This is a genomic window from uncultured Succinatimonas sp., assembly GCF_905203285.1.
Taxonomy (GTDB): domain Bacteria; phylum Pseudomonadota; class Gammaproteobacteria; order Enterobacterales; family Succinivibrionaceae; genus Succinatimonas.
The window spans coordinates 1-13,990 of sequence record NZ_CAJKVK010000057.1 but is presented as its reverse complement, the minus strand read 5'-3'; the positions used below and the strand labels follow the sequence as shown (position 1 = coordinate 13,990).

The 13,990-nt window shown below is 44.1% G+C and carries 11 protein-coding genes; 10 read left to right on the top strand and 1 reads right to left on the bottom strand.

Features of this window, described 5'->3' with window-relative positions:
• Positions 1 to 410 precede the first annotated feature (410 nt).
• Positions 411 to 794 (top strand): hypothetical protein, encoded by a 384-nt coding sequence (locus QZ019_RS06790; RefSeq protein WP_295483508.1) that lies wholly within the window; start codon positions 411 to 413, stop codon positions 792 to 794.
• A gap of 462 nt (positions 795 to 1,256) precedes the next feature.
• On the opposite strand, the gene QZ019_RS06785 is transcribed toward QZ019_RS06790, so the two are convergent.
• Positions 1,257 to 1,976, bottom strand: a complete 720-nt coding sequence (locus QZ019_RS06785) for a sulfite exporter TauE/SafE family protein (RefSeq protein ID WP_295483506.1) — start codon at positions 1,974 to 1,976, stop codon at positions 1,257 to 1,259.
• A gap of 443 nt (positions 1,977 to 2,419) precedes the next feature.
• Here QZ019_RS06785 and murG point away from each other — a divergent pair, with 443 nt between their 5' ends.
• The 9 genes from murG to mdh all read left to right on the top strand — a co-directional run bounded on the left by murG (position 2,420) and on the right by mdh (position 13,898).
• Positions 2,420 to 3,484, top strand: a complete 1,065-nt coding sequence (gene murG, locus QZ019_RS06780; RefSeq protein WP_295483504.1) for an undecaprenyldiphospho-muramoylpentapeptide beta-N-acetylglucosaminyltransferase — start codon at positions 2,420 to 2,422, stop codon at positions 3,482 to 3,484.
• 6 nt (positions 3,485 to 3,490) lie between these two features.
• The gene (gene murC, locus QZ019_RS06775) at positions 3,491 to 4,927 is read left to right on the top strand and encodes a UDP-N-acetylmuramate--L-alanine ligase (RefSeq protein WP_295483501.1); all 1,437 of its coding nucleotides are present in this window, start codon (positions 3,491 to 3,493) and stop codon (positions 4,925 to 4,927) included.
• A 15-nt stretch (positions 4,928 to 4,942) separates the two neighbouring features.
• Positions 4,943 to 5,737, top strand: coding sequence for an FtsQ-type POTRA domain-containing protein (locus tag QZ019_RS06770; RefSeq protein ID WP_295483498.1), 795 nt, complete (start codon positions 4,943 to 4,945; stop codon positions 5,735 to 5,737).
• Positions 5,738 to 5,747: 10 nt separating this feature from the next.
• Positions 5,748 to 7,079 (top strand): cell division protein FtsA, encoded by a 1,332-nt coding sequence (gene ftsA / locus QZ019_RS06765; RefSeq protein WP_295483495.1) that lies wholly within the window; start codon positions 5,748 to 5,750, stop codon positions 7,077 to 7,079.
• 73 nt (positions 7,080 to 7,152) lie between these two features.
• The gene (ftsZ, locus tag QZ019_RS06760; RefSeq protein ID WP_295483493.1) at positions 7,153 to 8,499 is read left to right on the top strand and encodes a cell division protein FtsZ; all 1,347 of its coding nucleotides are present in this window, start codon (positions 7,153 to 7,155) and stop codon (positions 8,497 to 8,499) included.
• A 249-nt stretch (positions 8,500 to 8,748) separates the two neighbouring features.
• Complete coding sequence (gene lpxC / locus QZ019_RS06755) at positions 8,749 to 9,684, top strand: UDP-3-O-acyl-N-acetylglucosamine deacetylase (protein ID WP_294566772.1); 936 nt, start codon at positions 8,749 to 8,751, stop codon at positions 9,682 to 9,684.
• Positions 9,685 to 9,687: 3 nt separating this feature from the next.
• Entirely contained in the window at positions 9,688 to 10,224 is a 537-nt protein-coding gene (gene ampD / locus QZ019_RS06750) for a 1,6-anhydro-N-acetylmuramyl-L-alanine amidase AmpD (RefSeq protein ID WP_295483491.1), read from the top strand.
• A gap of 17 nt (positions 10,225 to 10,241) precedes the next feature.
• Positions 10,242 to 12,803: a bifunctional aconitate hydratase 2/2-methylisocitrate dehydratase gene (gene acnB / locus QZ019_RS06745; RefSeq protein ID WP_295483489.1), complete on the top strand. Its 2,562-nt coding sequence runs from the start codon at positions 10,242 to 10,244 to the stop codon at positions 12,801 to 12,803.
• Between the two features lie 135 nt (positions 12,804 to 12,938).
• Positions 12,939 to 13,898, top strand: a complete 960-nt coding sequence (mdh, locus tag QZ019_RS06740) for a malate dehydrogenase (protein WP_009143718.1) — start codon at positions 12,939 to 12,941, stop codon at positions 13,896 to 13,898.
• Positions 13,899 to 13,990: the final 92 nt, after the last annotated feature.

Here is a 13,990-nt window from a genome sequence, read left to right as displayed (position 1 = left end):
GCGATCTGCTTAAAGAAATCTAAAGACGATTTTACCTAGACTGTAAATTTAGGGTCTGACAGTATTGTGACCCTAAAAGCTTTAACGCAGAAAAATGTTATTGCAGCTGGTAATTTGTTTGTTGCTAAATCGCTCCAATTTGGTATTTCAACAGCAATTGAGGCTATGGATGCAAGTTCTGTGCATCTAAATGCAGTTTAAATAATAAATTATATGGAGCTGTATATACGAAAGATTCATCAGTAAATATATATGAGATTGATGGTGCTTTAAGCAGTCAATATATTGAAAAATATGATGGCAAGAGAGTAATTTCAGCTCTTTATGCTGAAGGCGAAGGCGCAAGTATTGTCTTAAAAGGTGAACTTAACACGGTTCAAACTTATGCGGATAGTTCTGACCATAGAACTTTGGAAAGAAAAGTCTGGGCTTATAACGGTGCTGATATCACTATTAACGGTGGAGTCAATATTTCTACCGACAGATATGAAGAAACTGAGAAGTTTAACAAAAACAACAGTGACGATATCGCAATCGTAGCAAGTACTGCTGCTAATATTGATGATAGATGGGATTTTGACCAAAACAACTCCAATGTCGCCGTTAATTACAAAGGGGCAAGTACTATTGAAGGTGATTTAATTTCCGCCTATGACGACAAACTGGTCATCAAGCCTCTTGAAGAGTCGGAAATTCAAACTTATTCAGCAGCATCCAGAGCCAATACTTCTAATTTCATTAATATAAAGGCAACGCGATTGCCGGTAACGGCGGTAAGCTCAGCATTGATTTAGGGGACGGCGGTTCTTGGATAGGACGTGCTGATGATTATCAGGACGCAGGTGGCACAAGCGGCGAGTTTTCAGAGCAGCACGTGCATTTCTTCAACCCGGCGTTTAGCAGCAACATTGTTCATAATGGCGAAGTCAACCTTACTATGGGTGAAGGCTCATTATGGGATGTGACCGGACAGAGCTGGATAACACTTACTTCCTTATTGACGGTGAGACCGCATTGGGAGCTGACAACGAAGACACTTACACCGTATCGGGAGGCTTCAGACACAGCTTCTAACCAAATTTAAGCGTAAGTCACAAAGCTATAAAGCTCATGACTGACGCTTATACCGATTTGGGCCGCACTTTCTATGTCGTTTTATGAAAGTTTGCCTCTTGCGGCCCTATTTGCATTCTATAAAATCTTTTTTAACTCATCTTTTCAATAAATTTCTGATTACAATCAAATTGAATATTTGATCACGCTTTAAAGAAACAAACCAATCCTGATATCAGCAATAGGATATTGGCTAAAAGAAAAAATCTTGAACCGCTTAATTTTTTATGTAGGCGATTGCCGATGAAAATGGCAAGTAAGGAAGGAATTAAAACGGCAACACTTAATCCGGTATTATAAAAAGTAATTTCGTCGGCAAAAATCTCCTGAAAAAGTAGCAAAATATTTAAAAAAGCGCCTAATACCACCATAGTGGCGCGAAATTCGGATTTGTCTTTAAAAGTATGCATGGCATAGATGACCATGAAAGCTCCGCTTGATACAAATAAAGAGTGCAAGATTCCGGCTCCTGTCATAATGATTAGTACAAGCGGTAAAGTCATCTTATAAACAAGAGGGCGGGTAAAAAAGTTTTTGAGGGCAATGACAAGGATAACGGTACCGTAAACGTAAAGAAGAAAATGGTAATTTACATTGTAAAAAAGGTATAGTCCAAATAAGATCCCCGGAATCATCAGCACGATGGCTTTTAGAATTTCAGGCCAGTTAATGGCTTTTGGATTTAGTGCTGCAATAACGGCGCAGGTGATAATTCCCACGATTGTCGACATTACTTTTGCATCGGTCATACCGATAAGCTGTATGGTCGTAGGCATAGCTAAAAGATTGCCGGCAAAACCGGTAACCGCATTAATAAGCATTGCGGCAAAGAAAATAATGCAGATGATAATTTCATGAACCATGGGAAACTCTGCAAATTTTTAAACTAACCTTTTAAATTAGTATAGAACGTAAAAATTAAATGTCCGCTAATGAAAAAGGGTCTGTCGGTGCATTTTCTTTTCCATCAACACTTAGCGCTTTTTATATTTTCAGCAGGGCTTAATTAACAAGGATTTTATGTATAAAGAAGGGATAAAAGCAGTTATTAAAAAACGATATAAATGTTATAATTCATAAATTTATTGATACTTACAATAACCTGATATTTTTCAAGCAAACAGCAATAATCTCATACAAAAAACGGGAGCCGTTTTATCCATAGACATAATTAAAGTCTCATATGGGACTTTAATTTTGCAACCTTATGTCTATGCTAAAATTATTTTTGTTAAAAATAAGCAAAAAGCGGCATTTTTCCCGTTTTTGACATTTTTGCTGCTGCAGTTGTTTAAGGCATTAATCCGTGAAAAATAAGCGTGTACTTATTATGGCTGGCGGTACCGGAGGACATGTGTTCCCGGCATTGGCTATTGCCAAAAAGCTGCAGGAGAGCGGCTATGAAATTTTGTGGCTGGGAACCCGCGGCCGAATGGAAGAAATGTTAGTTCCCAAGCACGGTTTTAATATTGAGTACATTGACGTCAAAGGCATAAGACGCAACGGACTTAAAGCAAAGATTACCGCTCCTTTTATGCTTGTAAGATCAATTCTTGAAGCTCTTGCCGTTTTAAGAAAATTCCGTCCTGGCGTATGCATCGGTATGGGCGGATATGCATCAGGTCCAGGCGGAGTGGCTGCTTATCTTTTACGCATTCCTCTTGTTCTGCATGAGCAAAATGCCGCTGCAGGTCTTACCAACCGTTTATTGTTTAAATTAGCCTCACGCGTTCTTTTAGGTTTCCCCGGAGCTTTTTCTGGCAGTAAAGTAAAGCTTGTCGGTAATCCCGTGCGCGAGGAAATCATGGCTTTGCATGAATCAAAGCGCGATTTCAATTACGGCAAATTATGCGTGTTGATTGTCGGCGGTTCGCTTGGCGCTAAAGCCTTAAATGAAAAACTTCCTGAAGCTTTAAAGCAGTTCGGCGACAGAATTGAGGTCGTGCATCAGGCAGGAAAAGGCAATTCCGAGGCTACTCTTGAACGTTATAAAGGCGCAAGCTTCTCTTATCAGGTAAGCGACTTTATCAATGACATGGATAAAGTTTATCTGTGGGCACATCTTATTATCTGCAGGGCAGGTGCTTTAACCGTTGCCGAAGTTAGTGCCGCAGGCTTACCTGCCGTGTTCATTCCTTTGCCTACGGCAGTAGATGATCACCAGACCAAAAATGCCATGACCATGGTAAATGCCGGAGCGTCAAAGATCATCGCGCAGCAGGATTTAAATGAGGAAAGCTTAAAGGCGGCTATCGAGCCTTTATTAAATGATCGTTCTTTGCTTGATAAGATGGCAAGTAACGCTCGTGCTCAAGCCTCATTACATGCCACCGACGAAGTGGTCGCAGTTATTGATTCATTAGTGAAGTAGAAAACGATGGAAACAGCAAAGCAGGAAGTTGAAAAAGTATTTATTCCCCTGATGCACAAAGTTAAAAGAATTCATTTTGTGGGCATCGGCGGTGCCGGCATGTGCGGAATCGCGGAAGTTCTGCGCAATGAAGGCTACAGTGTTTCAGGATCCGATATCGCCGTAAGCAAAGTGACAAAGCGTCTTGAAGATCTCGGAATAGAAGTGTTTATCGGACATCGTGCCGAAAATATCGAAGGGGCAAGCGTAGTTGTTGTGTCTTCGGCAATTCATCAGGGAAATCCTGAGGTCAGCGCCGCTATTGAAAAACGCATTCCGGTGGTAAGACGCGCTGAAATGTTAGGCGAGCTGATGCGTTATCGTTACGGTATTGCCGTCGCCGGAACTCATGGCAAAACTACCACTACAAGCCTTATTTCAAGTATTTTCGCTGAGGCGGGACTTGATCCTACGTTCGTTATCGGCGGACTTTTAAACAGCGCCGGAACCAATGCCCGTTTAGGCAATTCACGTTATCTTATTGCCGAGGCCGATGAGTCTGATGCTTCCTTCCTGCACTTGCAGCCGATGATGACGGTTGTTACCAATATTGAGGCCGATCATCTTGAAACCTACGGCGGTGATTTTTCAAAACTTGAAGATACTTTTATCGAGTTTTTGCATAATCTGCCGTTTTACGGCGTTGCCGTAGTCTGCAATGACGATCCGGTTATCCGTAAATTGATGCCGCGCATAGGCCGCGCGGTCGTTACTTACGGAACGGTTGAGGGAAGTGACTTGCAGGTTGTCGATTATGAGCAGAAAGAAGCCGGCTGCACCTTTACCGTATTACGTAAAAACGCCTCACCGCTTAAGATTGAATTGAGCCTTCCCGGAATCCATATGGCAAAGAATGCGGCCGCCGCGATTGCCGTCGCTATGGAAGAAGGAATTGATGATGATTCGATTAAGCGTGCTTTAAAGAATTTTGCCGGTGTAGGACGCCGCTTCCAGCGTTACGGCAAGTTAATGTCACCTCAGGGACTTGTAAGCCTTGTTGATGATTACGGACACCATCCGTCGGAAGTTCAGGCTACTATTGACGCAGTCCGCCGCGGTTGGCCGACTCGCCGCTTGGTTATGGTTTTCCAGCCTCATCGTTATACTCGTACCCGCGATTTATATGAAGATTTCGTAAGAGTTTTGCAGCAGGTTGACGAGCTCGTTCTTCTTGAGGTTTATCCGGCAGGTGAAGATCCGATCCAAGGCGCTGACGGACGTCATTTATGCCGTTCCATTAGAGCCAAAGGCAAGCTTGAGCCGCATTTTGCCCGAGATGTTGCTGAAGTTCCTGAAATTTTGGATCACATTGTTAAAGAAAACGATATCGTTTTAACTCAAGGGGCCGGTAACGTTGTACAGGTCGCCGGAATTCTTAAGGACAGATGGAAGAACGGTCTGTAAGCGATGGAAAAGGTCTTGACATCAGCCCGATGCCCCTATCCTAGACGTCGCGGGTTAAGCCGCGGCGGTTTTATCCTCGGCATTTTATTTTTTGTCGGGGTTGTCGTTTTGGTTGGGGTAGGTTTTGTGACCTTAAAGGGCATGATGACTTCCGATAAAGCGATGCCCGTACGGCAGACGGTTATTGACGGTGTTCTTAACGCGGTTAATAAAAAGGATATTGCCGATATTATCGGCAGAATGACGGCCGGAGAGAATATTTCAACACTTGATTTATCTCCGGTGCTCAATACATTGTCGCAGATCCCGTGGGTGGCTCATGTTGAAATCGAAAAGCAGATGCCCGACACCCTTATAGTTTCAATAGTCGAGCATGAGCCTGCCGCTTTTTGGAAAGATAACGGATTGTATGATGCTAAGACGCAATCGGTTTTCTATCCGGATTTGCGCCGCTTTAAGCGTTCTTTGGTGAAACTTAGCGCTTACCATGATAATTTGGCGCCTGAAGTTTACGCTAAAACCGTATTATTTATTAAAGAATTAAAAAGGGCTCCGCTGCAGCTTGTTGCGGTTAATCTTGATAACATTCGCTGTTATCATGTGATTTTATCCAACGGAACAGAGCTTGTATTAGGTCGCAACAATGATAATGATATTATTCTAAGACGTTTAAGACGCTTTGTTGATGTCTACCGTCAAACACAGATGAATTTGGATGAAATCAACTATGTTGATTTGCGTTATGACGTGGGATTTGCCGTAAATTACAAAAAAGAATCAGATACTAAGAATACTAAAAAGCAGGAGTGAAAAAGAGAAGATGCTGTTTTCACAGAATTCAGGAAAAAATCAAACGATGCGCCGCAGCTCTGACGCCCAGAAAGTTCTGGTTGCAATCGATATCGGCTCATCCATGATTCGCCTTATTGCCGGTGAAGTGCTTGATGACGGACAAGTAAAAGTTCTGTTTTATCGCGAGACCAAGTCTGCCGGTATCAGCAACGGTGCCGTAAGCGATCTGGCGGCGTTATCAAATCGCTTGTCAACACTTGTGCAGGTGTTTGAGTCAGAGTTCGGCGTAAATTTAAGTCATTGCATTTTGGGTATCGCCGGACGCCATATCGAGTCTAAAAACGCAAGCGGTGCCGCTACCGTTCAAAATAAGATCGTTTCTTTATACGATCGTGATAAGGCTATTGAAAATGCGCGCTCGATAAGACTTACCGACGGACATCATATAATTCATGTTATTCCGCAGTTTTATACCGTGGAAAACACTTCCGACATCACCAATCCTATCGGTTTGTCGGCAATGCGTCTTGACGTAAAAGTTCACATCATAAGTTGCAGCCGCGATCAGGAAAATAATTTCCGCAGCGCGATAGCGAAGATTTCACCTAACGTCTTAATCGATCATGTGGTTTATAACGGTATTGCCGCATCAGATGCCGTTTTGACTGAAGGCGAGAAGGAAATCGGCGTCGGACTTATTGATTTTGGCGGCGGTACGGTTAACGTTACCGTATACGATCGTAAGCGTATGGTATTTTCTTTCGGTCTTGAGCGCGGCGGATTTGAAATTACGCGCAGAATCGCCACTTATTTTGCACTTCCTTTATCGGTAGCCGAGCAGCTTAAGAATGAATACGGCGTAGCCTTCCCGCGCATGCTGTCTCCTGAAGATAAAAAACGTCGTTTTAAGATCACTTTAAATAACTCCGAAGAGGGTGAAGAGTGCATCGTAAGTAAGCTTGAGCTTGCGGATTTAATTTATCAGGGACTTGAAGATATTTTCTATTCAATCCGTGATCGAATCGAAAGCTTAAGCCGTAAAAACGGAATGGTTTTAAGTTTGGGCGCCGGTTTCGTCCTTACGGGTGGAATGGCCAAGACCAAAGGTATTGAGGAGCTTGCCGCTTACCGCTTGGCTCCTGACTCAAATTCAGTAGTGAAAGTTAAAATCGGCAAAGCCCGCGGCGTAACCGGATTTAAGGAAGAACCGATAGGTCCCGATAAGTCCGTATGCGTTGGTATGCTGCGTTTTGGCAAGAGCGTGATGAATGAGCGCAATTATGAAACGGAACGTGCCGAACAGACCGGAGTGAAATCAGTCTTTGGAAAAATAAAGGATTGGTTCTCACGCGAGCTGTAACTTCACAAGAATTTTTATGTAATAATAGACCAAACAAATAACAGGAATTTCCTGAAAATACAGAGAGAAAACTATGAGCGATTTTAGCGTTGAATCGGTTTCAAATACCTCAGGCGGAATGAGCAGATCTACCAATAATTGCGTTATACGCGTAGTAGGTATCGGCGGCGGTGGCAGCAATACCGTCCAGCACATGATTAATCAGAGCGTAGACGGTGTCGAGTTTATCGCGGTAAATACCGATTTGCAGGCTTTGATGAAGTCAACTGCCAATACCAAAGTACAAATCGGCGTTAAGTTAACTAACGGTTTGGGTGCAGGCTGTGATCCTAACGTAGGCCGTAAAGCCGCTGAGGAAAGCAAGGAAGACTTAAAGAAACTCCTGCAGGGTTCTGACATGGTGTTCATTACCGCAGGTATGGGCGGCGGTACCGGTACCGGTGCAGCCCCGGTAATTGCTGAAATCGCTAAAGAGACCGGAGCTTTAACCGTAGCCGTCGTCACCAAGCCTTTCCGTTTTGAAGGCCGTCGTCATATGTTAAACGCCGAGTCTGGAATTAACGAGCTTAGCAAGCATGTCGACTCTTTAATCGTTATCGAAAATGATAAGCTTCTAAAGAATTTAGGCGCCAATATTTCAATCATCAGCGCGTTTAACGAAGCAAATGACGTTTTGTATCGTGCCGTTAAGGGTATTACCGAGTGCATTACCACTTCTGCTTACATTAACGTTGACTTTGCTGACGTTCAGACCATTATGCGCGGCCGCGGTCATGCAATGATCGGCAGCGGTGTAGGTCAAGGTGCAAACTTCGTTGAAGACGCTATTCAGCGTGCAATCCACTCTCCGCTTATTGAGCAGGTTGATATTTCTTCAGCAAACGGTTTACTTGCATTCTGTAAGTTAAATCCTAATTTCCCTATCATCAAGTTCAGTGAAATCTGCGATGAAATTCAGAGCTATGCTGATGCTGAAGCCGATTGCGTATACGGTTTGGCTTTTGATGAGAACATTGCTGAAGATCAGATTTCCATCACTATCCTTATTACCGGTATTTCCGGTTCTGATATCCCGGGTTCAGAAAGCCCTGTAGCCGTAGGTCGTTCTTCAAATCAAAACCGCGGCGGACGCAACTTCGCTCCGGCTCCTGAAAAAGTAGAAGGCGGTTTCTTTGCTTTCTCGCAAAAACAGAATGCAGCACGTAATGAGCAGCAGCCTCATTCGGCAAACTTCGGCTCTGCCCGTCCTGCTGATCCGATTGATTTCGGTTCTCATGCCGCTCTTGATAATGAAAATGAAGCCGCAAGCTTTACCGAGGAGGATGTAGAGGAGGTTAAGATTAATCCTTCTTACTCCAATGACACTCCTTCTGAGAATATTTGGGAAGTTCCGCCTATTTTACGCAATAAGGCCGACTAATCTGAAATTTAGAAATTAAGGGCTTGCCGTTGGGCAGGCTCTTTTTTTATTAAGGCGGTAAAATTTTGTGATTTTGTTGTTTTTGTTGCAAAAAGGGAGTTTTACTGTACAATAGTGTATGGAAAAATTCCAGGGAAGGAAAAATAGGTTTTAGACCGCCTTTTCTTTGCGGAAATATATCTAAGCTCAAGGCTTAAATATATATTAAAATAATAAGGTCTAAGACAGTGTTCAGGGGATTTAAAGCTGATGGTAAAACAGCGTACTGTAGCAAAAGAGATTTCTACAACCGGCATCGGACTTCATTCAGGTACCAAGGTGCAGGTTACTTTCCGCCCCGCTCCGGCAGATACCGGAATTATTTATACCAGAACAGATCTTAATCCTCCAGTTGTCATGAAATGTGATGCCGACTCCGTTCGTGACACCCAGTTATGCACGGCTTTGGTTAATGCCGAAGGTGTACGTATTTCAACCGTAGAGCATTTAACCGCGGCCTTATCGGCATTTGGCATTGATAATTTGTTTGTTGATGTAAATGCTCCGGAGCTTCCGGTTCTTGACGGTTCTTCTCAGCCTTTTATCTATTTGTTTGAGTCGGTAGGTACCGTTGAGCTTGATGCTCCTAAACGCTTTTTCAGAGTACTGCGTAAAGTAAGAGTTGAAGATAAAGAGAAATGGGCAGAGCTCAATCCTTGCGATGACGGCTTTAAGCTTGATTTGACGATTGACTTCAATCATCCGGCAATGGAAAAAGATCTGCAGCATTTTTCTTTTGATTTTTCAGGCCGCGGCTTTGCTTCCGAGTTATCCCGTGCCCGTACTTTCTGCTTTATGCGCGATGTTGAGTATATGCACGCTCATAATCTGGCTTTAGGCGGATCTTTGGAAAACGCTGTCGTGCTTGATGATTACCGCGTGGTAAATCCTGACGGTTTGCGTTACCCCAATGAGTTCGTTAAGCATAAGATGCTTGATGCTGTGGGCGACCTTTATATGGAAGGTCATAGCATTTTAGGTGCATTTTCAGCATATAAGACAGGCCATACCTTAAATAATCGTTTGTTGCACGCATTGCTTTCAGACAGCAAGAATTATGAGGTTGTAACCTTGTCTTCCCGCGAACAGGAAAATGCCGGAATAGATTTTATCGGCAGCAATGTTATGCAGCTTGCTAAGGCATAGTAAATGCGTATAGTTGCCGGTTGGATGGAAGGAGTAAGGCAAGTGCCTACTCCTTTTTTTAATGCCCGAAAAAAGCCTTTAGATATTTCTCTTATCGTTATTCACGGCATTTCTTTGCCACCCGGGATTTTCGGGGGGCATTATATTGACGATCTTTTTACCGGAACTCTTGATAAAAACGCCGATCCTTATTTTGAAGCGATTTATAAGCTTGAGGTCTCGACTCATCTTTTTATAAATAGACAAGGTATTATTACCCAATATGTGTCATTTTTAGATAGAGCTTGGCACGCAGGGCGTTCGTCTTATAATGGTGAAGCCGAGTGTAATGATTTTTCAGTTGGGATTGAGCTTGAAGGTACGGATTTTGAAGCCTATACCGAAAAGCAGTATCAAAGTCTCAACGCGGCAGTGAAGGCTTTACGCCGCACTTATCCGCAAATTCAAAACCGCATCGCCGGACATAGCGATATTGCGCCGGGACGCAAAACCGATCCGGGGCCTTTTTTTGATTTTAGTAAATTAAGTCCGAACTTTTGACTTAAAGGACAGCAAAAATGAGCGCACAAAACTTTTTAAATGAATATCATAAAAACGCAGCGGAACGTGCCAAATTGGGGATCCCTCCTTTGGCTCTTACTGCAGATGAAACTAAAGCATTATGCTTGCTGCTAGCCGATCCTTCAAATGCAGACAATAAAGAACTTTTGGAATTATTAGAAGAAAGAGTATTGCCTGGCGTTGATGACGCTTCTGCCGTTAAAGCGGAGTTTTTAAACGACATTGTCAAAGGGAAAATTATCTGCGCTTTAATTTCTCCTGCAGATGCGGTTAATCTTTTAGGCAAAATGAAAGGCGGCTTTAATGTCGATCATTTAATTGCTCTTCTTGATGATGACAAACTTGCAGATGCCGCCGTTAGTGCGCTTTCCGACACTATCATGGTGTATGACGCTTTTAATAAAGTTAAGGAATTGGCGCAAAAAGGAGTAAAAGGCACTAAGACTTTGATGAATAACTGGGCTAACGCTACCTGGTTTACCGAAAAGCAAGGTCTGCCTGAAAAGATCACTTTAACCGTATTTAAAGTATCCGGCGAAGCTACGACCGATGATTTTTCTCCTGCAACCGATGCCTGGTCGCGCCCTGATATTCCGCTTCATGCCCTTGCCATGTTTAAGAACTCCCGTCCCGGGCTTACTCCTGACGAAGAAGGTGTTCGCGGTCCGGTAAAACTTATTAATGAACTTAAACAAAAAGGTTTTCCTCTTGTGTACGTAGGTGATGTCGTAGGTACCGGTTCATCACGCAAGAGCGCTGCAAATTCACTTATTTGGTATATCGGTAATGAAATTCCCGGTACTCCCAATAAAAAAGCCGGCGGTTTTGTTTTAGGCGGCAAAATTGCCCCGATTTTCTACAATACTTTGGAAGATTCAGGTGCTTTGCCGATTGAGTGTGATGTCAGCGCGCTTAATATGGGCGATGTCATCGACCTTTATCCGTATGCAGGCAAAGTTTGCGCACATGACAGTGATAAGGTCTTATCAAGCTTCAAGCTTAAAACCCAGAATCTTTTGGATGAAGTAAAAGCCGGAGGCCGTATTCCGCTTATTATCGGCAGATCTCTTACCGATAAAGCCCGTGCCGCTTTGGGTTTGCCAAAGAGCGAGATCTTTATTCCTAATCCTAAAGCTCCTGAAAGCTCTAAAGGCTACACCCGTGCCCAGAAGATCGTGGGTAAAGCATGCGGCGTTTACGGCGTACGCCCCGGTGAATATTGCGAGCCTAAGATCACAACCGTCGGTTCTCAGGATACGACAGGTCCTATGACCCGTGATGAACTTAAGGATTTATCCTGCCTTAAATTCTCTGCCGATCTTGTGATGCAGTCATTTTGTCATACCGCGGCTTATCCTAAGCCTGTCGATATCAAGATGCAGAAATCTTTGCCCGGCTTTATGGAACAGCGCGGCGGTATTGCTTTGCGCCCCGGTGACGGTGTTATTCACAGCTGGCTTAACCGTATGGCATTGCCCGATACCGTAGGTACCGGCGGTGATTCCCATACCAGAATGCCTATCGGAATTTCCTTTGCCGCAGGATCAGGTCTTGTGGCTTTCGCCGCGGCCGCCGGAATGATGCCGCTTGATATGCCAGAGTCCGTTTTGGTTCGCTTTGTCGGCAAGCGCCGCCCCGGTATTACTTTGCGTGACTTGGTGCATGCCATTCCTTATTTTGCAATTAAAAAGGGACTTTTAACCGTAGATAAGAAAGGCAAGAAAAATATCTTCTCCGGAAAGATTTTGGAAATCGAGGGCCTTGAGGATTTATCCTGCGAACATGCTTTTGAACTTGCCGACGCTTCAGCTGAGCGCTCTGCCGCAGCTTGCGCTATCGCTCTTAGTAAAGAGAGCGTTTGCGCGTATCTGCGTTCAAATGCCGCACTTTTGCGTCAGATGGCAAATGACGGATATGAATCAAAAGAAGCCTTATTACGCCGAGCCGAAGCAATGGAAGCATGGGTAAAAGATCCTGAGCTTATCTATGCTGATCCTGATTGCGAATATGCCGCAGTTCTGGAAATTGACATGGGCGAAATTACCGAGCCTATCGTATGCGTACCGAACGATCCTGATGACGTTCATCTTTTATCTGAGTACACCAATACCAAGATAGATGAAGTTTTCATCGGCTCATGCATGACTAATATCGGACATTTCCGTGCCGCAGGCGAAATTTTTAAGAGCTGCACCGGAGAGGTAAACTCTCGTTTGTGGATGACTCCTCCTACTCGTATGGACAGAGATGAGCTGCGCGATGAAGGTTTATACGCTGTATTTGCCAAGGCCGGTGCTCGTATGGAAATCCCCGGCTGCTCATTATGTATGGGAAATCAGGCGCGCGTTCGTGATAACGCTACCGTCGTATCGACTTCCACAAGAAATTTTCCTAACCGTTTAGGCAAAGGAGCTAACGTATTCCTGGCAAGCGCCGAGCTTGCCGCGGTATGCGCAAAGTTAGGCAGAATGCCTTCTGTGAATGAATATTTTGAAGAACTTAAAATTTTGAACGGAAAAGAGAGCGAAGTCTATACTTTGCTTGATTTTGCCGATTAGAATATAAAAGTAAAATACTCAAGAGTGTGTTCTTGAGTATTTGTTTTGTTAAAATGTAGAATGACTGCAAAGAAATAACTTACCGTTTTTACGGAAAATATTCAGCAGATTTTTTATTAATTAAAGGAGTAGAACATGAAAGTTGCCGTATTGGGCGCTGCTGGCGGTATCGGTCAGCCTTTATCCATGATTTTGAAAAACAATCTTCCTGCCGGCTCTAAATTAAGCCTTTATGACGTAGCCCCGTTCACTCCGGGTGTTGCCAAAGATTTAAGCCACATCCCTACTGATGTATGCGTTGACGGCTTCACCGGTGACGATCTTCCTAAGGCTTTGGAAGGCGCTGACGTTGTAGTTATTCCGGCCGGTGTTGCTCGTAAGCCCGGCATGACCCGTGACGACCTCTTCAAGGTCAACGCCGGCATCGTTGCAAACCTCGTTAAGAACTGCGCTAAAGTTTGCCCGAAGGCTTGCATCTGCATCATCACCAACCCGGTTAACTCAACTGTACCTCTTGCAGCTGAAGTTTTGAAGGCTGAAGGCGTTTACGACAAGCATCGTTTGTTCGGCGTAACCGTTCTTGACGTTCTTCGTTCTGAGACCTTCCTCTCCGAGGAGCTCGGTGTTTCAACCGCCCGTACCGTAGTTCCGGTTATCGGCGGCCACAGCGGCACCACCATTCTTCCGTTGATTTCTCAGGTTATTAACGCTGACGTCATTTCTGACGAGCGTATTGCTGAGCTTACCACCCGTATTCAGAACGCCGGTACCGAAGTTGTTGAAGCTAAGGTCGGCGCAGGTTCAGCTACCTTGTCAATGGCTACTGCCGGTGCACGTTTTGCCCTTAAGGTCGTTCGCGGCTTGATGGGTGAGCCCGGTGTTACCGAGTACGGCTACACTGAAGGCGACGGCAAGTACACCAAGTTCTTCGCTCAGCGTTTGCGTTTCGGCACTGAAGGCTGGGATAAGACCTATGATATCGGCAAGATCTCCGCTTTCGAGCAGAAGTGCCTTGACGAGCTTAAGGACGTTTTAAACGGCAACATCAAGAAAGGTGTTGATTTTGCTACTGAGTGGGTTCAGGCCAACAAGTAATTAGCAAATAACGTCATTTATTGAAGAAGCGGCAGCGTGTTTTTACATACTGCCGTTTTTATATTATCTGAAAAAATATTATTTATATATTG

What these genes read in the sequence shown, in the direction of transcription:
- QZ019_RS06785 (WP_295483506.1), bottom strand. Translation starts at nt 1,976, where the DNA reads ATGGTTCATGAAATTATCATCTGCATTATTTTCTTTGCCGCAATGCTT.
- murC (WP_295483501.1), top strand. Translation starts at nt 3,491, where the DNA reads ATGGAAACAGCAAAGCAGGAAGTTGAAAAAGTATTTATTCCCCTGATG.
- ftsA (WP_295483495.1), top strand. Translation starts at nt 5,748, where the DNA reads ATGCTGTTTTCACAGAATTCAGGAAAAAATCAAACGATGCGCCGCAGC.
- ftsZ (WP_295483493.1), top strand. Translation starts at nt 7,153, where the DNA reads ATGAGCGATTTTAGCGTTGAATCGGTTTCAAATACCTCAGGCGGAATG.
- lpxC (WP_294566772.1), top strand. Translation starts at nt 8,749, where the DNA reads ATGGTAAAACAGCGTACTGTAGCAAAAGAGATTTCTACAACCGGCATC.
- ampD (WP_295483491.1), top strand. Translation starts at nt 9,688, where the DNA reads ATGCGTATAGTTGCCGGTTGGATGGAAGGAGTAAGGCAAGTGCCTACT.
- acnB (WP_295483489.1), top strand. Translation starts at nt 10,242, where the DNA reads ATGAGCGCACAAAACTTTTTAAATGAATATCATAAAAACGCAGCGGAA.
- mdh (WP_009143718.1), top strand. Translation starts at nt 12,939, where the DNA reads ATGAAAGTTGCCGTATTGGGCGCTGCTGGCGGTATCGGTCAGCCTTTA.